Below are 20886 nucleotides of genomic sequence, written 5' to 3' on the forward strand. Positions count from 1 at the left end.
TCCTCCACCCTCCTCCTTTGGTGGATTTGCCCGGAATCTTTTAGGTTCCGGGTTTTTTTTCGCCATGTCATAAAAAATATAAGATATTCTCACGTTGATAAAACTATTGACAATAAGCACTGTTGCAAATTTACATAGATGTTAACGATTTATCATTTGTAAAGCTGTTAGACTCTGTGGTCGTGACCTTTTTATGTACTATAGAGCTTAGGTTTTGGCTTTCAAAAGAAAGTTTTAATAGTTAAATTTATTAATTTTTTTTAAAGTAGAAATAGTGTGACGGACGCTTGGCAGTATCTTTTAATTTGTATTGTGGCGTTTACGGTAGGCGGTTTGATTATCGCCTCCGAGCGCTGGCATGGGCGTTATACCGGTGACACCGATTTAGACAAACCTCAAGCCTCTCATGTACGCTCGACCCCACGTATTGGTGGGCTGGCAGTATTTGCCGGCACCTTAGCAGGTTTGTTGGTGTTAGGTAAACCGGATAATACGACCTTAAACTGGTTTTGGCCTGCTTTGTTTGTGGCGGCTATGCCGGTTTTTGTGGCGGGTATGTTAGAGGATATCACCAAGGAAATTGGTGCAGGCAAGCGCTTGTTAGCTGCTTTTGCCTCAGCCGCGATTGCTTGGTGGCTATTGGGTGGGGTCTCCCGTGTCGGTTTTGAGTGGTTTGATTGGGTGTTGGGTTTTTGGCCTATCTCTCTTTTCTTTACCATGCTCGCTGTTGGTGGTTGTACCCACGCCATGAATCTCATTGATGGTATGAATGGCTTGGCCGGCATGGTCTCTTGCCTGATTTCTATTTCCTTAGCTTTAGTGGCATATCAGGTTAATGATATGGCTATTTTTGCGATTGCGCTGGCGATGGCATCTGCCGTTATGGGTTTCCTTGTTTGGAATTTCCCGTTTGGTCGGGTGTTCCTGGGCGATGGCGGTGCATATTTTATTGGTTTTATTTTGGCCGAATTGGCGGTTCAACTGGTTGCACGTAATCCATCCGTTTCGCCTTTTTATGCGCTTGCGGTCTTGTTTTACCCAATTTTTGAGACGATGTTTTCAATTTGGCGTCGCCGTTTTATCCGTAAGGTGCGAGTTGACCAACCGGATGCTTTGCATTTGCATCAATTAATATTTAGACGCTTAGTACGAGTGACTTTTAGTCGTGATAGCCGTCATCGTGTGCCGGCGTTATGTAATGCGCTTACCTCACCTTATTTGTGGGTATTGTGTTTAATTGGTTTGCTTCCGGCAACGGTTTTTTGGTCTAACTCGTGGATACTTTGTTTGTCAATGTTGGTTTTTTCAGGACTATACTTGTGGCTGTATTCGCGCTTGGTTAATTGGCGTTGTCCTCGATGGTTGTTGTTACCCTCAGTCTTTAGTCGCAGATAGTGATTATCATGAATTTTATTGTTAGACATAAAAATGTTTAGGAGTTTGCTTTGAAGCTAGAAGATATCAAATTAGCAGTGATTGGTTTAGGCTATGTTGGACTGCCATTAGCGGTGGAATTTGCGAAAAAGCGTCCGGTTATCGGTTTTGATATTAATCAGAGTCGTGTTAAGGAGCTGCAAGGAGGCAGAGACCATACCCTGGAAGTTGAGCCTGAAGGACTCAAAGCAGCAAAGTACATTAGCTATACAGCCGATCCCGAGGATTTGCGTGAAGCTAATACGTTTATTGTGACTGTCCCCACGCCTATCGATGAGTATAAGCGTCCTGATCTCACTCCTTTACTAAAGGCGTCAGAGATGCTTGGCAAGGTACTTAGCAAAGGTGATATTGTTATCTATGAATCAACCGTGTATCCTGGCGCTACCGAGGATGATTGTGTGCCTGTTTTAGAAAAGTTCTCAGGCCTAACGTTTAATGAGGACTTTTTTGTAGGCTATAGTCCTGAGCGTATTAACCCGGGCGACAAGGACCGTCGTGTGACTAATATCACCAAGGTAACCTCCGGCTCCACGCCTGAAGCAGCAGAGCTAATTGATCAGCTGTATCAGCAAATCATTACGGTAGGTACACATAAAGCAGCTAGTATCAAGGTGGCAGAAGCTGCTAAGGTAATTGAAAATACTCAGCGTGACGTCAATATCGCGCTAATTAATGAGTTAGCTATTATTTTTAACCGCTTAGGTATTGATACCCAGGCAGTTCTAGAAGCGGCCGGTACGAAGTGGAATTTTTTACCATTCCGTCCGGGCTTGGTCGGTGGTCACTGTATTGGTGTCGACCCATATTATCTGACTCACAAGGCACAATCTATCGGTTATCATCCGGAGATTATTTTGGCCGGACGACGCTTAAATGATGGGATGGGTACATATGTGGTAGCTCAATTAATCAAAGCGATGACTAAAAAGCGTATTCAGGTACAGGAATCCCGTATTTTAGTCATGGGCTTAACTTTTAAAGAAAATTGCCCTGATCTGCGTAATACGCGTGTTGTTGATATTGTCAATGAGCTTGCCGAATACAATATCAACGTTGATGTTTATGATCCTTGGGTGGATCCTGAGGAATGTGAACGAGAGTATGGCATTAAGCCTATTCAAACCCTCAAAGAGGGCACTTACGATGGGATTGTTCTTGCCGTAGCGCATGAGCAGTTCAAAGCGATGGGTATTGATAAGATTCGTGCGGTTGGTAAAGACGAGCACGTTCTTTATGATCTTAAGTATGTGTATGACGCAGATAGCGTCGATATACGTCTCTAACTCATCCTCGGACGCATCATTGATTAAACCTAATTAATTCTTTTTAAACATTTTTATGACAACTAAGTTTGAACAAGTAAAGCGACAACTGGTAGCACAGCCAAAAACTTGGCTGGTTACCGGTTGTGCTGGCTTTATTGGCTCTAATCTACTAGAGTTTTTATTAAAGCATGAGCAAAAGGTAGTGGGCTTAGATAACTTCTCTACCGGCTTTCAACATAATCTAGACGAGGTGCAGGCTCAGGTTACGGCTGAGCAATGGTCTAATTTTCGCTTTATCGAAGGCGATATTCGAGACTTAGCCACTTGCCAAGCGGCGGTTAAGGGAGTGGATTATGTATCGCATCAGGCGGCGCTAGGATCAGTTCCCCGTTCTTTAAATGATCCGATCACCACCAATCAGGTGAATATCGAGGGCTCGTTAAATATGTTAATTGCGAGTCGTGATGAGGGTGTGACGTCTTTCGTTTTTGCGGCCTCCAGCTCGACTTATGGTGACCACCCGGATTTGCCTAAACAAGAACCGAAAATCGGTAATCCCTTGTCGCCTTATGCCGTAACTAAGTATGTTAATGAGCTCTATGCGCATGTTTTTGCTTTAAATTATGGTTTCAAATCCATTGGTTTGCGCTACTTTAATGTGTTTGGCAAGCGCCAAACACCTAATGGTGCCTACGCCGCGGTTATCCCTAAGTGGACCAGCGCGATGATCCATAACGAAGATGTGATCATCAATGGCGATGGTGAAACCAGTCGAGATTTTTGCTATATAGAAAATACAATACAGGCCAATATTCTTAGCTCGGTGCAAATGCCGGAGTCAGGCTATGAGGTTTACAACGTTGCCTTAAATAATCGCACGTCATTAAATGAGTTGTATGCTTATTTGGGTGAGCTGCTCTCTGAAAACGGTCTGAGCTATCAAAAAGAGGCGGTTTATCAGGATTTTAGGGCAGGTGATGTACGCCATTCTCAAGCCGATATCACCAAAATTACTGAGCAATTGGGTTATCAGCCGACACATAGTATTAGAGAGGGGTTGGCTGAGGCAATGCCTTGGTACATTAACTTCCTAAAGTAGTGACGTGTTTTATAAGCGCCTAAAGGCCATCGACGGGGATCATCTACGCATTGCAAAAGGTGCCCTGCGAGTGGCTTTTTTCTTATTTATCGGAAAAATTGCCGGAGCTCTCAAAGAGATCGCAGTTGCTGATCGCTATGGGGTCAGCGAGGTGGTGGATGCTTATCAATTCACGATGACAATGAGCACGTGGTTGCCGACAACTTTGGTTGGTGTCTTTTCCATTGTGCTGATACCGAGTTTTGTGAAGTTACGGCACGATAGCAGGGACCAGCAGCGCCGCTTTATTTCTCAGGTAGAAGGCCTCATGCTGCTGATGGGCGTGTTGTTAGCGAGCTTGACGCTGGTATTGTGGCCCGTGGTGTTGGAGCATGCGAGTGGCAGTTTTAGTGTCGAAGCTAAAGCCATTAGTCAAACCTTGATTTATGGCTTTGCGCCCTCTGTATTGCTAATCCTCTTAATTGGTCTAAGCATGTCAAGGCTGCGAGCTCGTGAGCGTCACATTAATACGCTGCTCGATAGTTTGCCTGCGATCTTTGTTTTGGTGTGGATTTTAGCCAGTCCCGGAGACACGACGGCGATGCCTTTGTTATGGGGTACCTTGATTGGCTACATCATACAAGCGGTAGCGTTGCAGTTTTTAGCAGTAAAAGCAGAGCCTGATAAGCAATGGATTAATCCGACAATCAGCTTCTCTTCACCGTATTGGTCGGCTGTTATCAGTGCCGCGGGGGTGATGTTGATCGGGCAGGTGGCGATGAGTTTTGTTGGGCCTTTGGATCAGATGATTGCGGCTAACTTAGATGGAAATGCCAACGCCACCTTAGGTTATGCGGCACGTGTTCTTTCCTTGATTATCGGTTTGGGTGCCGCGTCAGTCGGTCGCGCTGCCTTACCGGTATTGGCTGATATTCAAGCCCAAGGTGAGTATGCGCGTGCTCGCCGTGTTGCTGTTAAGTGGGCGCTTAGCATGTTGTTGCTTGGTGTGTTGGTTGTGTTAGTGTTGTGGGTTCTGAGCCCATGGTTGGTGCGGATTTTATTTGAGCGCGGGGCCTTCAGTGCAGAAAATACAGCTGTCGTGGCTTCGGTGATGCGTTTTGGTTTAATGCAGCTGCCTTTTTATTTTGGTGTTTTGATTTTAGTTCAGCTGATGGCTAGTCAAAATCGCTATACTTTGATGGCAATCATTGCCTTGGCAAATTTTGCCCTAAAGGCTTTGTTAAGTCTTTATTTAGCGCCTATTATGGGGGCCGAGGGTATTATGCTGGCGACTAGTTTGATGTATTTGCTGTCTTTTAGCTGTTATTTCGTTGCTGTGATTACGATTAAACCGGAACGTAAGAAATCTACATCTTAGGGTCTTAGCATGGTCAAGAGCAGATTTTTCTAAAATTATAATTAGCTTGGTTTAGTTTCAACAGGTTTTCATGTTAAATAATCAATCAAAAAGTCGTATCCTTATTTATATTCCATCACTGCGAGGTGGCGGGGCTGAGCGCGTAGCGGTCGATTTGGCAAGGCGCTGGGTGTACGATGGTCACGAAATAATTTTAGTCACGCAGTCTGACGCGTCTACTGACGCTTATCCGCTAGATAGCAGGGTGCAGCGAGTTTGTCTTAATAGCTTTGAAAAGGCTGGCTTTTGGGGGCATATCACTCAAATCTCTCGATTACGCCGTGAAATTAAGCGCTATCGCCCCGATATTGTGGTGTCTTTCCTAACTTCAGCGTCTGTCTTTAGTATCATTGCCGGGATTGGTTTGCACTGTCAGGTCATTGCGACTGAGCATGCCTATCCGCCTTTTCAAAAGCTGTCGGGTCTTTGGCGCCGTCTTAGAAAGCTGCTGTATCCAAAGGCTGCGCAGGTGGTGACATTAACCCAGGCGACAGCCGATTATTTACAAAAAGAAATTCCTAAAGCCAAGTTTACCGTCATTCCAAATGCTGTTCACTGGCCTATCGACGAACACGAACCCGTCATTCAAATGCCTAAAATGAAGGGCAGAAAATGGCTTCTTGCAGTCGGTCGTTTACAGCCGGTCAAAGGCTTTGACCTATTAATAGAGAGTTTCTCTAAGTTTGCCGATGCCTACCCTGATTGGGATTTGCTTATTTTAGGGGAAGGTCCTGAGCGTGATAATTTAGCCTGTCAAATTGAGCAAGCGGGACTTCAGCAACGTGTCCTGTTGGTCGGCCGCGTAGGTAATATGCAATGGTGGTATGGCAAAGGTGATATGTTCATTTTGAGCTCGCGCTCTGAGGGCCTGTCTAATAGTCTTCAAGAAGCCATGTCTTGTGGGCTTCCCTGCGTGGCTTTTGATTGTGACGTCGGGCCACGGGAATTAATTCGACACGGTATTGATGGCTGTTTAGTACAACCGGCCGGATCGGTTGAAGCATTGACAGAGGGTATTGTCAGTTTAATCAATGACCCTGAACGTATCAATAACTATAGTAAGCGTGCAGTTGATATGCGCGATCGTTATAGTATGCGCCGCATTAGCGGCATGTGGAATGAGCTTTTTCAAGAAATCCTTCAAAACAAACACGAATAAGGCATTGTTATGCAGCCGATGGTATCTCCTCAAGGTGGTAGGAAAATAGTCTTACTAATCAGTTCGATGAATGCCGGTGGTGCCGAGAGGGTAGCAGCGGCCTTAGCTAATAGTTGGGTAGCGTCGGGAAATGACGTGTGTATTGTGCCTTGTTTTTCTCAGGGCAGCGGTCAGTCTTTTTATGCACTTGATGAGCGCGTTAAATTACATTGGTTGGTGGATGACTTACCTAAGTCTAAGGTGTTTAGTCGTCTGTTGAAGCCACTGGTGTTGAGACGTCATTTAAAGACTTGCCAGCCGGATGTGGTGGTGTCTTTTTTAACGAATGTCAATGTCACTGCGCTCTTAGCGACGCGTGGGTTGAAGATACCGGTCATCGTCTGCGAAAGGACGAATCCGCTATCCGAATCTCATTTGCCATTTGTCTTAAGAAAGTTACGCAAAGCACTTTACCCGAAGGCGGCAGCGGTGATGATGCAAACAGAAGCGGCGGCTGAGGATTATGCGAAGCATTTGCCGAGTATTAAGTGTATTCCTGCCATTGCTAATCCTATTTCAGCCGATTTGATGCAAGAGCTGACGACGCCAGGGGCTGCTCCCCATAGTCAAGCCGATGTGGCTGCGCCTAAAGTACTCTTAAGTATGGGGCGTTTGGTGCCGCTTAAGCAGTTTGTGTTTCTTATAGATTGTTTTGCCGAATTAGCCAACGATTTTCCTCAGTGGCAGCTGCATATTTACGGCTCTGGTCCGTTAGAGGGCGAGTTGGCCACGCAAATCGAACGTCTGTCCTTATCAGAACGCGTGTTTTTAAAGGGAGCGACCAAGGCTCCTTGGCAAGCGATGCGACAAGCCGATGCTTTTGCAATGAGTTCAGAGCGCGAGGGTTTCCCTAATGTCTTGTTAGAGGCGATGGCTAATGGTCTGCCAAGCATAGCGATTGATTGTTCTTATGGGCCGGCTGAACTTACTCAGCAAGGTGAGGTCGGCATATTAGTGCCTTTGGAAATGGGCGTTGAAGGCAGTTATAGTCAAAAAACGCACCGTGCATTTGTCGAGGGATTGCGTCAGCTCTTAGGTGACGACGCGTTACGAGAGCGTTTAGCACTTGAAGGCCAACAGCATGTGCTACAAAACTATCGTCAAGAAAAAGTGTTGGCGGATTGGGAGAGTTTATTCCATAAGCTAGGGATTAAATCCAGTGTGCAAGCCGAAGAGCAGCAACGCTCGCTAAGGGTTGTGCATCTTATTAGTGGCTTGGGTCACGGTGGTGCGGAGTCTGTTCTATATCGTCTGACAGCCTATGCTAAAAAAGATCAACATATTGTAGTAAGTATGCAAGATGGCGGTGTTTTTGCCGAGAAGTTTGCTGCTGCGGGGATTGAGCTGCATTGTTTAAATATGCCTGCGGGCAAAATGGGATTGCGCAATTTTTGGCGCTTGCGCAATCAGTTAAAGCAATTGGCGCCGGATGTCGTGCAGTGTTGGATGTATCATGCTGATATGATTGGCGGTTTAGCGGCACGTTTAGCTGGGATTAAGGCCGTGCTTTGGGGGATACGTAACTCAGGCGATAATTTAGCACGCAGCAGTCGTTCCTCCTATTTGTTGGCGCGATATTTCTCTTGGACTTCTTATTTTATTCCTCGATTGATTGTCGCCTGTGCTGAGTTAGCTGCTAAACGCCACAAGGCTTGGGGTTATCAAGCATCCAAAATGCGTGTAATTCCAAATGGCTATGATTTAAGTCGCTGGCAGGTTGCTGATGCGTGCTCTAAGGCACAAATTAGAGAGAGTTTGGGTTTGGCTGCCACAGATGAAGTGATTGGCTTTGTCGCTCGTTGGAATCTTTTAAAAGATCATGCTAATTTAATCCGAGCCTTTGCGCTGCTTCTCAAACGACGTCCGGGGGTCAAATTATTATTAATTGGTGATGGCCTTAGCGAAGATAATGCGGAGCTAATGGCGCTGTTAAACGAGGTTAATATCATCGTAGGACAGCATGTCATCTTATTAGGTCGTCGAGATGATGTGCCGACACTGATGCCGGTCCTTGATTTGCATGTCCTATCAAGTATGGCTGAGGGATTCCCAAATGTGGTGGCTGAGTCAATGGCCTGCGAGGTGCCGAACGTTGTCACGGACGTGGGTGATGCTGCCTTTATTGTTGATACCTATGGCTGGGTAGTGCCTCCTAAAAACGCATCAGCTTTAAGTGGGGCGATTGAGGAGGGGTTGACGTTCTTGAAGGCGCCCAATGCGTCTCTATTTAAACAGCATTGTCGTCAACGTGTTGTCGGTCATTTCAGTTTAGAGAAGATGATCGATCGCTATGAGAAAACGTGGCGTGAAGCGCTGGAAAAATAAAGAGTGTTATCAATGAAGAAACTGCTAATAGTTGTCAACAATCCAGCTTTTTTTCTATCACACCGATTAAATGTTGCCAAAGAGGCCAAGGCTCAAGGTTTTCGGGTGATTGTCTCCACCATGGATGGACCGGCAGTGCAGACAATTAAAGATCATGGTTTTGAGCACGTAGTCTTTCCAATGCTTCGTAGCGGCATGAACCCGCTTAAAGAGCTTAAAACATTAGTGGCATTGTGCAAAATCTATCGGCAAGTTAAGCCGGATATCGTTCACTTAGTGACGATTAAACCGGTGCTTTATGGCGGTATTGCTGCTCGATTAATGCGAGTGCCGGCGGTTGTTTATGCAATTTCGGGGATGGGTTTTTTATTTACAAAGGCGCGTAGTAGGTTTGACCCGGTTAATATGATCACGCGCTTGTTGTATCGCAATAGTTTAGCTCATACGAATAGTCGCGTTATTGTACAGAACCAAACGGATCAAGCCTTGGTTCAAGAAATGTGTTCACTTAAGGATGAGCAGTTAGTGCTTATTCGAGGTTCGGGGGCGGATTTAAATCAGTATCAGTTTTTACCGGAACCTCCAACCCCCCCCGTGGTAATTACTATGGCTGCTCGTTTGCTAAGGGACAAAGGGGTGCAAGAGTTTGTTGATGCGGCTCGCCTTGCAAAAAAGAACGGTAGACATGATTTGCTTTGGCAGTTAGCTGGTAGTCCCGATCCGGGCAATCCGGCCTCAATTACTGACGAAGACTTAGCGGCTTGGCGTGATGATATTCGCTACTTGGGTGAGCTCACTGATATTGCTAAGTTATACAGTGAGTCCCATATCGTTGCCTTGCCCTCTTATCGAGAGGGTTTGCCGAAGTCGTTGGTTGAGGCAGCTGCTTGCGGTCGTGCGGTCGTTACTACGGATGTGACGGGCTGTAGGGATGCGATAGAGCCGGGAGTGACGGGGCTCTTAGTGGATGTTTGTTGTGCGGAGTCCTTGTATGATGGGGTGATCAAGCTCGCCGATGATGACGAATTGCGTCGCGGCATGGGCCTAGCGGGGCATCAATTGGCACAAGAAGAATTTGATGAGAAGCTGATTGCCAAGAAGCAAGTAGCTTTGTATGCCGAGCTGCTTGCCTCTTAGTGTTTAGTGATTAGAATGGTAGCTTCGCATCAGGAAGCAAGGCTAGGATAGCTGCTCTAAACTCATTTTTAATGCGATGAAGAGCACTTTCGCTTTCTGCTTCGAAACGCAACACAACAACCGGCGTGGTGTTGGAAGCACGAGCTAAGCCAAAGCCATCCGCATATTCTGCGCGCACACCATCAATTTTATTGGTGCTGACAGCACTCGGAAACTCAGCGACTTCTTGTAGTTGTGCAATAAGAGCGTGCGGTTCACCTTCTTGCATGGGCAGTTTAAGCTCAGGTGTGGAGATGTCTTGTGGCAGTGATTCTAAGGTGGCAGTAGGGTCGTCAACCTTAGAGAGAATTTCCAGTAATCGGGCGCCGGCATATAAACCATCATCAAAACCATACCAGCGCTCTTTAAAGAAGATATGTCCACTCATTTCACCCGCTAAAGGTGAGTCGATTTCAGCCATTTTAGCCTTGACCAGAGAGTGTCCCGTTTTCCACATCAGTGGTTTGCCACCCGCTGCTTTAATTGACTCGCCAACGTGACGGCTACACTTAACGTCATAAATAATGGTGGCGCCCGGTACGCGTTCCAGTGTGTCTCTTAAAAATAAGATGAGCTGGCGATCGGGCCAAATAATTTCTCCGTTTTTAGTAACGACACCTAAACGATCCGCATCACCGTCAAAGGCTAAGCCGAGTTCACAATCACTGTTTTTTAGGTGGTTAATAATATCTTGGAGGTTAGTGGGGTCAGCGGGATCGGGGTGGTGATTAGGAAAGTCGCCATCTACTTCGCAATATAGCTCATCCACCTCGCACCCTAGGCGTTTATATAATTCGGTAGCCGCTACGGCACCAACGCCATTACCACAATCAATAACGATTTTCATAGGGCGTGCTAATTTAATATCACTACTGATTCGATCAATATAGTCTTCAATGATACTTTCTGACTTGGCCTGACCCGGTTGCGCATCACTCTCTGTGCCCATCAGTGCTTGCATTTCTGCGTGTAGTGAGGTGATGTCTTCGCCGTAGATCGCCTTGCCGTCAAGCATGATTTTGAAACCATTGTATTCAGGCGGGTTGTGACTGCCTGTGATAGCGACGGCCAAACCGACTTGATGCTCGGCGGCTTGATAATAAACCATTGGTGTAGGAACTAGGCCAATGTTGAGGGTATTAATCCCCTCGGCGCGCATCCCTTGTGTGAGCGCTGTGGCTAATTCCGGGCTGCTATGGCGGCCGTCATAGCCGACAATGGCTTCTTGGATATCTAATTTCTTGGCTCTAATTGCCAACGCACGACCTAATAATAGGGCAAAGTCAGTGTTTAATTGTGTCGGAACAATGCCGCGAATGTCATAGGCTTTATAAACTTGGGATGGTAGTTCAAATGATTTCTTCACAAATTTACCTTTGCTTTAAGAGCACTACAATAGATGGTTAAAGCAGTATAATAACAGTACATCTGGATAAGTCCGCATTTCATCTATCATTTAGGTTCAATAATGAGTTTAATCAAAGATTTAATTAGTATCGTTGGCGAAGAGTATGTATTAAATGGCAAGGGTAAAGACACCGATCAAGACGAGTTAGCGGCTTATTTGACCGACTGGCGCGGTCGTTATACCGGACGCGCTCAGGCGATTGTGCGACCGGCTAATACGCAAGAAGTCGCTGATGTGGTCAAGCTTTGTGCGCGTTATGAGGTGCCTATCGTGACTCAAGGTGGTAATACAGGCATGTGTGGGGGCGCTACGCCCAGCAATAAGGGGGACGCAGTATTGCTTGTGACCACTCGTTTAAATCATATTCTCAATGTGGACACCGTTAATGACACCATTACTGTACAAGCCGGTTGTATTTTGCAGCAAGTTCAGGAAGCCGCAGCTAAGCAAGACCGTTTGTTTCCTCTCAGCTTGGGTGCAGAGGGTAGTTGTACGATCGGTGGTAATTTGGCCACCAATGCCGGTGGCACACAGGTCTTACGCTATGGTAATGCCCGCGACTTAGCATTGGGACTTGAGGTGGTGACACCGGAGGGTGAGGTTCTTAATGGCCTCCGTAGTTTACGTAAGGACAATACAGGCTATGATTTGCGCAATTTGTATATTGGTAGTGAGGGTACGCTGGGGATTATTACGGCAGCGACGTTGAAGTTGTACCCACAGCCGGTGGCTGAGTGCACTGCTTTGGTCGCCTTTGAAAGTTTAGATGATGCTTTGTATATGCTGAACTATTCACGTAAAGGTTTCGCTTCTAAGCTTGAGGGTTTTGAGTTAATGTCAGCCTACTGCTTGCAGATTGTTAATGAGTGTTTTCCGGAGCAGCACTTGCCTTTGAGTTTAGACCACCCATGGTACGCCTTAATTCATATGGCGGATAGCGATAGTGAAGAGCAAGCGCGCGCAACTTTTCAACGGGTATTAGAAGAGGCCTTTAATAACGATATTATTCAAGATGCTGTCTTGGCTGAATCAATTCAACAGTCTCAGGATTTATGGCATTTGCGCGAGAGTATTCCATTGGCAGAAGCGATTGTGGGCAAAGGGATTAAAAACGATATTTCTGTCCCCATTTCGCGAATTGCTCCTTTTGTTGATGATACTAATACGGCGCTGCAAACATGGTATCCGGGGGTTCGTCATATCATTTTCGGTCACTTGGGTGATGGTAATTTGCACTACAATATCGGTGCGCCGGAAGGCGAAGAAGAGGGTTTCCTAGCCAAGCAAGAAGAGGCTTTTAAAATTGTCTTTGATAGTGTGACAGACTATGATGGCTCAATCAGTGCTGAGCATGGTATTGGTCAGTTGAAAAAAGATATGCTGCCTGATTATAAGGATGAGGTGGAGATTTCGGTGATGCGCAAGATTAAGCGGGCATTAGATCCCCAGGGTCTAATGAATCCCGGCAAAGTCATTGATAGTGTGGATTTTGATTACTAGTGATTGTGTTTCAAGTAAAAGGCGTCTACCAATTTTCCGGTAGACGCCTTTTTTAACGCCGTTGGCAATTGACACAATAATAGGTTGCACGTTGTGCTTGAACAATTCTGCGAATGGGTGTTTCGCAAATATGACAAGGCTTATTTTCACGGTTATACACATTGGCATGTATGTCAAAATAGGCACCGGGCTCACCGCTGGCGTTTAAAAAATCTCTTAAGGTACTACCGCCACTTTCCAGTGCCGCATGCAGTGTTTTTAAAATGGCTGCGTGTAGTCGTTCGGTTCTCATTTTAGATAGTGACTGGGCGCTGACTTTGGGATTGATTTTGGCTAAAAAGAGACTTTCTGAGGCATAAATATTACCTACCCCAACCACAATATCACCATCTAACAACGCCGTTTTAATTGGCTTTTTCTTAGATTTCAGTCCCTGGTATAAATGTTCTACCGTAAAGTGCTCGCTGAGAGGCTCAACCCCCAGATTTTTTAATAGCTTATGCTCTAAAACAGGGCCATCGCTATGCGGATGCCAAACAACGGCACCAAAACGACGTGGATCATTTAGGCGGACAGTGATGTGTTCAAAATGCCAAACCACATGATCATGCTTGCGGAGTAACTCATCAGCTTGACATAGGCGCATTGAGCCTGACATTCCAAGGTGTATCAAAAGTGCACCACGCTCAAAGTAAAAAAGTAGGTATTTACCTCGACGTTGGCAGGTTAGTAATATTTGATCACTCAAAATCTCTGGCAAGTCAGGTAAAATAGGCCAACGTAGTTGGTTTTGATAAATGCTGAGCTTCCTCAGGCGCTGACCTTCGATTGCAGGAGCAAGTCCTCGGCGAGTGGTTTCCACTTCTGGTAATTCTGGCATACTATTTTATCAATATAGATTATTCGGATTCAGTTGAGGCAATTTTGTATTTGCTTAAAAAAATTATAACGGTTCTTACTCTATCAGTTGCTACTCATGGCGTTAGCCAAGCAGCAATTGAGTACGCTCAAGCAGTTGAGTTGAATGTCATGCCCGTTGGAACACCTTACTTGGAGTTTCAAACTGCAGAGCAGATGGCGGATATTGTACTTAGGCCTTATGTGAGCATGGAGGACATTTATCAACTAACAATCATGTATTTGGCGCTCGAAGAAAGGCAGTTTGATATCGCCGGACCGATCGCCTTAGCGCTTGCTAAAACTAAGCAATCAAAAAGCTTAGCAAAAATGGCAAGCGCTGTTTACTCTTTATTAGATGATCCCAAAGCTGCGCTTGAGGCAGCGACTTTGTGGCGTGAGCTTGACGAAGACGATGAAGAGGCCCATTTAAATTACCTGATTGTTGCTGCTCAAACCGGTGATTATGATGGTTTAACTGAGGAGCTAAAGCGCCGGCTTAGTATGAAGATGTTGCCACCGGAGATAGCCTTAGCCGAGGTGGCGGAGTTTTTGCGTCGTTTAAATCAGCCGGACAAGGCCTTAGAAATCTTTCAAGAGTTGATTGATGGGCAAGTGTTAGTTCCCAATGCGTTAGTCAGTATGTTTTTATCGGATTTTGCGATCTATGCCGGTAAAGAGGATATGGCTTGGGACAATGCCTTAAAGGCACTTAATGCAAATAACCTGTCCCCTGAGGTCAAAGGCATGGCAGCGATGCGTTTATTGCAGCTGGCTGAGGGAGCCAGAAGCTTTCAGGCACTGACCTTAGTTAGGCAGTTTATTGACGACAATCCATCACAGCGTGCCGTGCGTTTGTTTTATACGCATGTGTTGACCAGAGATGGTAATTATGAAATGGCGCTCAATGAGTTGGCCAAAATGAGTGAGTATAATCCTGAAGATTTTGATTTGCTTTATTATCGTGCCCAGGTAGAGTATCAAGCAGCTAAGCTTGAAGATGCCGTAAGGCATTTGGATCAATATCTTTCAGTTCAAGAGCAACTACGTCAAGCCGTTCCGGATAATCAAACGACCGCTCAAGCGTCAGTGACTGATGCCCGTTTTTTAATGGCAAAAATTTACGAAGGGCTTGGCGAATATCAAAAAGGGGTGGCGCAGCTAGCATTAATTGATGAGCCCTTAGCACGCAATAATGTGCTTATCGAGCAGGCTTCTCTTTATATCAAGCTCAAAAGCTATACCCAAGCCCATGCCTTATTAGAACAAATCCAACCCGACGATGACGAGGATGCGTATGTACGCGCTTTGCTGATGAATGCCACGCTTAGCCGCGAGCTTGGTGAGTTTGAGCAGGGTCTGGCGTACGTGGAGCGAGCGCTTAAGTATTATCCTGATAATATTTATATACGCTATAGCCAAGCGATGATGTTTGAAAATATGGGCCATATTGATGAGGCGATTGAGGTGTTGGAGCACATATTACTGGATTATCCTTTTGAAACTGAATCATACAATGGGCTTGGCTATGTGTTGGCTGATAACAATATGCGTTTAGATGATGCCATGTTGCTGATTGAGCGAGCTTTGGCGATGGATCCGAAGAGCGTGCATATTCAGGATAGTTATGGTTGGGTCAATTTCCGACTGGGTAATATGGAAGTGGCTAGAAATTATTTAGAAATGGCTTGGGGCAAAGAGCCATTAGCCGAGGTCGCTGCGCATTTAGCCGATGTGTATTATGAGTTAGGTGATGCAGATAGGGCGTTTGAGTATTTACAAAGCGGTTATGAGCTCGACTCGTTGGATAAAGCGCTGTTAGAAACCATTAAGCGATTAGGGTATGAGCCTAAGCAGAAAACCGAGCCACAGGAAGCGGGCGATGAATCACAAAGCGAAGAGGTAAATTAATAAGTTATGCAGGTTTTTTTAAAAAAGTGTTTAGGTGCTTTATTTCTTTCAAGCGTTGCTCTTATGTCCGCATGTACGCTTACACCAAAGGTCGATGATGGGCAGCTGACAGAGGAAACTCGTGTCGGACGCTTCTCCGTTTTATCTTATGATAAGCGTGACAATGTCAATAAGGATGCGGTACAGGGTGGTTTTATTTGGCGCGATTTGGGTCGCACGCTTGAAGTCGATCTGACTAATCCCTTAGGCAATACCTTAGCTCGAGTGGAAGTGAGTGATTTTCAGTCAGTGTTAATTAATAGTTCAGGCCAACGAGTCGTGGCGCCCAGTCCGGATGATTTAATGGCTAAAGCGCTTGACGGGCGTCCCTTGCCGGTGAGTGGTCTACGTTATTGGGTCAAAGGTGAGTTGATGCCTACCACGCAAGCAGATAATGTTGAGCGTGATGAGCAAGGGCGTTTACTCTCGGTGTACCAACATGGTTGGCAGGTTAATTTAAGTGCTTACAATATTAAGGGACCTACACGCCTGCATTTAATACGCAATGAAGCAGTAGAGCGTATTACTGTTCGCCTCACGATTGATCAGTAGTTAGTCATGAGTTCCGTAATTAGGGTTAAGGCACCGGCAAAGCTGAATTTGTTTTTGCATATTACTGGCCGTCGCGATGATGGCTATCATCTACTGCAAAGTTTATTTGTACCTATCGCGCTATATGACAGTTTGGTATTTAAGCAAAACGGTTCAGGGCGAGTACGGCGTTTAAATGCAATCGATGGTATTGATGAAGATGATGATCTTGTTGTTAAGGCGGCTCGTCTATTAAAAGAATATGCCTCCAAACCTGAGTTGGGTGTAGGTATTGAGCTGCACAAAGTCATTCCTAGTGGGGCAGGCCTAGGCGGTGGCTCCAGTAATGCGGCTTCAACCTTATTGGCATTAAGTAAGCTGTGGGATTTGCATTTAAGTGCAGAGGAGCTTTTGCCCCTGGCATTACAGTTGGGTGCGGATGTTCCCTTTTTTTTGGAAGCTGAGCCGGCTATTGTTGAGGGCATAGGGGAGCGCATCACTAAGCTCTCAGCTAATCTAACTGCGCGTTTAAATAATGTGCATTATGTGCTTTTTGTGCCAACATTGGCTATTTCAACGCCCAGTATTTTTAAAGATCCTGATTTAAAACGCGATAGAGATAAATTAAGATTGAGCGAGTTGGAGTGTGTTTTAGAGCGTGCCGAGCAGCCTTGGCAGTTTGGACACAATGATTTAGAAACGGTCGCCCGGGCCCACTATCCCGGTTTAGAGGAAATGCACCGGTTTTTACATGATTTAGGCATTCAGGCGCGTATGAGTGGTGCTGGCTCCGTGTTTTTCGCTGCATACGCCACGCAAGCTGAGGCTGAGGCAGCGAAGCGTATTACTGAAGACCGTCTGCAAGTGCTTAGCAATAATGACTTGCTGCAGTCAATGCATCTGCGATGTTTAGTGGTAGGCACAGCATCAAAGTGAAGACGATAGTTGTTTTGTTGCTGTTTTAATACAAAAAAGAGACAGTTTTAATAAAGGCATCAAAATCTCTTGTCTTTTTATGAAAACGATGTATAATTTTACCTTTCAGGTGATGGGCTGTAGCCAAGTTGGTTAAGGCATCGGATTTTGATTCCGGCATGCGAAGGTTCGAATCCTTCCAGCCCAGCCATCCACTTGATTCTATTTTGAATTGACCGTACGCTTACAGCTAGCACAACACACATTATGTGCCATTCTTGGTTGTAGCTAGTACGGTTTTTTTTGTGCCAAAAATTTCTATCGCACATAATCTCAGGTATAGTCATGACCCATACTCCTAATTTGCACGAACAGGCAGGTGACCCTCATCATTTCATGATTTTTACGGGTACGGCCAATCCTCGTTTAGCCGTTGATGTTGTTAATCATTTAGATATGTCCTTAGGACAGATGACGGTAGGGCGCTTCTCTGATGGAGAGGTCATGGTGGAAATTCTAGAAAATGTGCGTGGTCGTGACGTTTTCGTTTTACAGCCAACATGTGCTCCGACCAATGACAATCTCATGGAAATCATGGTGATGGTCGATGCGTTGCGACGAGCGTCAGCCGGTCGCATTACCGCAGCCATTCCTTATTTCGGTTATGCCAGACAGGATCGTCGTCCCCGTTCTGCTCGTGTTGCAATTACGGCAAAGGTAGTCGCCAATATGCTGCAGCGTGTCGGTGTTGACCGTGTGTTGACGATGGATTTACACGCTGATCAAATTCAGGGCTTCTTTGATATCCCCGTTGATAATATTTACGCCGGTCCTGTGTTGTTAGCGGATATTGCCAAGCAGCAATACAGTGATCTTATTGTGGTCTCGCCTGATATCGGCGGTGTGGTGAGAGCGCGCGCATTGGCTAAGCAATTAGAAGCAGATTTAGCCATTATTGATAAGAGACGCCCGCGCGCTAATGTTTCTGAAGTCATGAATATTATCGGTGATGTTGACGGTCGTACCTGTTTATTAATGGACGATATGGTCGATACCGCCGGTACTTTATGCAAGGCAGCTGCAGCGCTTAAGGCGCGTGGTGCCAAAGCAGTTTATGCCTATTGTACTCACCCTGTATTGTCGGGTGGCGCAGTTGAGCGTGTCGCAGAGTCCTCGCTCGATGGTTTAGTGGTCACTGATACGATCCCATTACGTGATGATGGCAAGGCATGCGGGAAGATTCGTCAGCTATCGTCTGCCGCTTTATTGGGAGAGACGATTGAGCGTATCGCTTCTGCCGAGTCTGTCAGTTCTTTATTTGTCGAATAAGAACTTATAATAGTTTTAAGCTTAGCGCTGGTCGCGGCGCTGAGCTGACACTTGTCATGTTGTTGGCAGGTGTTTACCTTAGCCTGAGGTGTTCAGGTGTTTTTATATTTGGAGTTTTTTATGAAATTTTCAGCCACAACGCGTAGCGTCCAGGGTTCGAGTGCGAGCCGCCGCCTGCGTCGCGCGGGCCGAGTGCCAGCCATTGTTTATGGTGGTAAAGGTGACGCCCAAAATATCGAGTTAGAACACAACGAAATCTTCCATGCTTTACGCAAGCCCGGTTTCGGTTCTTCCGTTCTAGAGATGAATCTAGATAGTAAAACACAAAAGGTTTTATTACGTGCGGTTCAATGGCATCCGTATAAGCCTATCGTTTTACACGTGGATTTCCAGCGCGTACGTGCTGACGTAGCGATCGTTACCCGTGTACCATTAACCTATATTAATGCTGATGAGTCACCTGCTGTTAAATTAGAAGATGCCAGCATCAACACGATTCTGACTGATATTGAAGTTAGCTGCTTACCGGCTGATCTACCTTCAGAGATTGTTGTTGATCTAGGCGAGATGAAAAACGGTGACGTTTTATCTGTTGAGTCCATTGCAGCGCCTGAAGGCGTTGAGATCTTAACCGCTGCTACTGAAACGCTTGCTACTGCCGCTATTGTGGCTGTACAGGCAGAAGAAGAGCCGGAAGAGCCGGAAGAAACTGAAGTTGATGAGTCTACTGATACTGAAGCAGATGAATCTACTTCAGAAGAATAATTTCTCTTTGAAAATGTTCTTAACCCTTGCATGCGTTAAACTGGCATGCAAGGGTTTTTTGTTTGGTTTAGGAAAATGATAGAGCCAATTCGTTTAATAGTCGGTTTAGGTAATCCCGGGCCTAAGTATGAGACAACGCGCCACAATGCCGGGTTTTGGATGGCAGATCTCTTGGCAGATGATGTTAAGTCCAACTTCTTATTAGAAAACAACTTCTTTGGAGAGGTTGCTAAATTTAGGCAAGGTGGAGAAAATGTTTTTATTTTAAAGCCGGCTACATTTATGAACCTCTCTGGTAAGGCAGTGCAAGCGCTCAGCCATTTCTATAAAATTCCTTTAGAAAGTATCTTGGTCATTCATGATGAGCTGGATTTGATGCCGGGACAGATCAAATTAAAAAAAGGTGGCGGACATGCCGGCCATAATGGCTTACGTGATATCCATAGCAAGATGGGCGGTAGCAATTATTGGCGTTTGCGCATTGGTATCGGTCACCCTCGCACGCTTAATCTTCAGCAAGGCGTTGCTGATTTTGTTTTACATATGCCTTCCAAAGACGACCATGAATTGATTGTGGATGGCTTATATCGTGCTAGACACGCGATTCCTGCATTGTTGGCGGGCGATAAAGACAAGGCTAATCGTTTGTTGGCAGAGCCTAAGGCCTAAATAAATTCACCTATGACTAATCACCGTTTTTCCTCGTCCTCTCAGCGTATACAACAAAAATCGCCGTCGCCACATCAAGCAGAGCGATTTTTTGCTCAAGTCCGAGATTTTTTCCGATTTCTTGTCAAACCCGATTTTCGTCGTGGTTATGGGCGTGGCGCGGGCAATGGATGGCTAAAGGATTGGCAGGTAAATGCGTCATGGAAGCGAATGTTCCAGTGGGCCATTTTTATGTGGTCCGTCAATCTTCTGATCTTGGCGCCTATCGCACTGTTAGCGGCGGACGGCGTTGGCGCGACTCATCGCGTGCATTTTTCCTTTGTGTTGGTGCCTTTAGCCGTTATTTGGGCACCTATCGTTGAGGAGATATTATTTCGTTTTAATATAAGACGGCCGTTGCTGGCACTCTGGATGATGCCGCTGATGGTATTTGTGCTTTTACAGCAAGGTACGGTAATAGGGACGGTCAGTTTGATCGCTGTTTTAGCGGTTGTGATGGTGCTTTACCCGAGCTTGGGTTTAGACCGTTATGGTAAGTATTGGCATTTGCCTTTCTGGTTCCTAAGACTGTATCGTCAGTATTTTGTCATTATTATGCATATACTGGTGTTTGGTTTTGCCTATATGCACATTTTTAATTATAAGTTTGGCACCGCCAGTATGCTTGCCACGTTGGTGATGGTCATGCCGCAGTGGTTTTCCGGACTTGTTTTGATGTGGATGCGAGTTAGGTATGGCATCGCTAATGCGATTTATTTACATGCTATATTTAATGGCGGACCAGTCTTTTTGATAATGGCTTTAAAGCTTTTAGGTGTTCCGTTGGAATAAAAGTCATAAAGTGATGCTGCCAATATATTTGTATTATTTTTGTAAAAGTTTACCAAAATGCGCGGAAAGCCTCGTCGTTTAGGGCGAGGATGAATAGCGCGGACGGCAACGCCGTCCTTTGAATCTATGGTGGCGTTTGCTGTTGCTCGATATACTGTCGAATGATTTCAATCGGCGCGCCGCCACAGCTTCCAG

Annotated in this window: 17 protein-coding genes, 1 tRNA gene and 1 pseudogene; 16 read left to right on the top strand and 3 right to left on the bottom strand. The window is 45.7% G+C overall.

Annotated elements, in window-relative coordinates:
* Nucleotides 1–276 precede the first annotated feature (276 nt).
* The 7 genes from B092_RS0102560 (at nt 277) to B092_RS15580 (ending at nt 9857) form a co-directional block, all read left to right on the top strand.
* Nucleotides 277–1395 (top strand): MraY family glycosyltransferase, encoded by a 1119-nt coding sequence (locus B092_RS0102560; RefSeq protein ID WP_018573679.1) that lies wholly within the window; start codon nt 277–279, stop codon nt 1393–1395.
* A gap of 50 nt (nt 1396–1445) precedes the next feature.
* Nucleotides 1446–2720: a Vi polysaccharide biosynthesis UDP-N-acetylglucosamine C-6 dehydrogenase TviB gene (gene tviB / locus B092_RS0102565; protein ID WP_018573680.1), complete on the top strand. Its 1275-nt coding sequence runs from the start codon at nt 1446–1448 to the stop codon at nt 2718–2720.
* A gap of 55 nt (nt 2721–2775) precedes the next feature.
* Nucleotides 2776–3801 (top strand): SDR family oxidoreductase, encoded by a 1026-nt coding sequence (locus B092_RS0102570; RefSeq protein ID WP_018573681.1) that lies wholly within the window; start codon nt 2776–2778, stop codon nt 3799–3801.
* Between the two features lie 4 nt (nt 3802–3805).
* On the top strand, nt 3806–5158 hold the full coding sequence (gene murJ / locus B092_RS0102575) for a murein biosynthesis integral membrane protein MurJ (RefSeq protein WP_018573682.1): 1353 nt from the start codon (nt 3806–3808) through the stop codon (nt 5156–5158).
* Between the two features lie 70 nt (nt 5159–5228).
* Nucleotides 5229–6356, top strand: coding sequence for a glycosyltransferase family 4 protein (locus tag B092_RS0102580; RefSeq protein WP_018573683.1), 1128 nt, complete (start codon nt 5229–5231; stop codon nt 6354–6356).
* Between the two features lie 9 nt (nt 6357–6365).
* Nucleotides 6366–8720 carry a glycosyltransferase gene (locus B092_RS15320; RefSeq protein ID WP_169333957.1) on the top strand — a complete coding sequence of 785 codons (2355 nt, stop codon included), beginning with the start codon at nt 6366–6368 and terminating at the stop codon, nt 8718–8720.
* 12 nt (nt 8721–8732) lie between these two features.
* Nucleotides 8733–9857, top strand: a complete 1125-nt coding sequence (locus B092_RS15580) for a glycosyltransferase family 4 protein (RefSeq protein WP_018573685.1) — start codon at nt 8733–8735, stop codon at nt 9855–9857.
* Nucleotides 9858–9867: 10 nt separating this feature from the next.
* On the opposite strand, the gene B092_RS0102595 is transcribed toward B092_RS15580, so the two are convergent.
* Nucleotides 9868–11262, bottom strand: coding sequence for a phosphomannomutase/phosphoglucomutase (locus B092_RS0102595; RefSeq protein WP_018573686.1), 1395 nt, complete (start codon nt 11260–11262; stop codon nt 9868–9870).
* 102 nt (nt 11263–11364) lie between these two features.
* Here B092_RS0102595 and B092_RS0102600 point away from each other — a divergent pair, with 102 nt between their 5' ends.
* Nucleotides 11365–12804, top strand: a complete 1440-nt coding sequence (locus B092_RS0102600) for an FAD-binding oxidoreductase (RefSeq protein ID WP_018573687.1) — start codon at nt 11365–11367, stop codon at nt 12802–12804.
* A gap of 52 nt (nt 12805–12856) precedes the next feature.
* Here B092_RS0102600 and mutM read toward each other — a convergent pair whose 3' ends face one another.
* A complete protein-coding gene (mutM, locus tag B092_RS0102605) occupies nt 12857–13684 on the bottom strand; it encodes a bifunctional DNA-formamidopyrimidine glycosylase/DNA-(apurinic or apyrimidinic site) lyase (protein ID WP_018573688.1) in 828 nt (275 codons plus the stop codon).
* 50 nt (nt 13685–13734) lie between these two features.
* Between mutM and B092_RS0102610 the strand changes: the two genes are divergently transcribed.
* The 8 genes from B092_RS0102610 (at nt 13735) to B092_RS0102645 (ending at nt 20691) form a co-directional block, all read left to right on the top strand.
* Nucleotides 13735–15612 carry a tetratricopeptide repeat protein gene (locus tag B092_RS0102610; protein WP_018573689.1) on the top strand — a complete coding sequence of 626 codons (1878 nt, stop codon included), beginning with the start codon at nt 13735–13737 and terminating at the stop codon, nt 15610–15612.
* Between the two features lie 6 nt (nt 15613–15618).
* Nucleotides 15619–16203 (top strand): outer membrane lipoprotein LolB, encoded by a 585-nt coding sequence (locus B092_RS0102615; RefSeq protein WP_018573690.1) that lies wholly within the window; start codon nt 15619–15621, stop codon nt 16201–16203.
* A 6-nt stretch (nt 16204–16209) separates the two neighbouring features.
* On the top strand, nt 16210–17118 hold the full coding sequence (ispE, locus tag B092_RS13505) for a 4-(cytidine 5'-diphospho)-2-C-methyl-D-erythritol kinase (protein ID WP_018573691.1): 909 nt from the start codon (nt 16210–16212) through the stop codon (nt 17116–17118).
* Between the two features lie 113 nt (nt 17119–17231).
* Nucleotides 17232–17308 (top strand) — tRNA-Gln (locus B092_RS0102625).
* A 185-nt stretch (nt 17309–17493) separates the two neighbouring features.
* Nucleotides 17494–18426, top strand: coding sequence for a ribose-phosphate pyrophosphokinase (locus tag B092_RS0102630; protein ID WP_026253557.1), 933 nt, complete (start codon nt 17494–17496; stop codon nt 18424–18426).
* Nucleotides 18427–18546: 120 nt separating this feature from the next.
* A complete protein-coding gene (locus B092_RS0102635; protein ID WP_018573693.1) occupies nt 18547–19191 on the top strand; it encodes a 50S ribosomal protein L25/general stress protein Ctc in 645 nt (214 codons plus the stop codon).
* 75 nt (nt 19192–19266) lie between these two features.
* Nucleotides 19267–19860, top strand: a complete 594-nt coding sequence (gene pth, locus B092_RS0102640; RefSeq protein WP_018573694.1) for an aminoacyl-tRNA hydrolase — start codon at nt 19267–19269, stop codon at nt 19858–19860.
* A gap of 12 nt (nt 19861–19872) precedes the next feature.
* Complete coding sequence (locus B092_RS0102645; RefSeq protein WP_026253559.1) at nt 19873–20691, top strand: hypothetical protein; 819 nt, start codon at nt 19873–19875, stop codon at nt 20689–20691.
* Nucleotides 20692–20815: 124 nt separating this feature from the next.
* On the opposite strand, the pseudogene B092_RS16100 reads toward B092_RS0102645, so the two are convergent.
* A pseudogene (locus B092_RS16100) lies at nt 20816–20886 on the bottom strand (IS200/IS605 family transposase); the annotation flags it as partial.

Origin of the sequence: Oligella ureolytica DSM 18253, from assembly GCF_000373745.1 — a bacterium.
Classification (GTDB): domain Bacteria; phylum Pseudomonadota; class Gammaproteobacteria; order Burkholderiales; family Burkholderiaceae_B; genus Oligella; species Oligella ureolytica.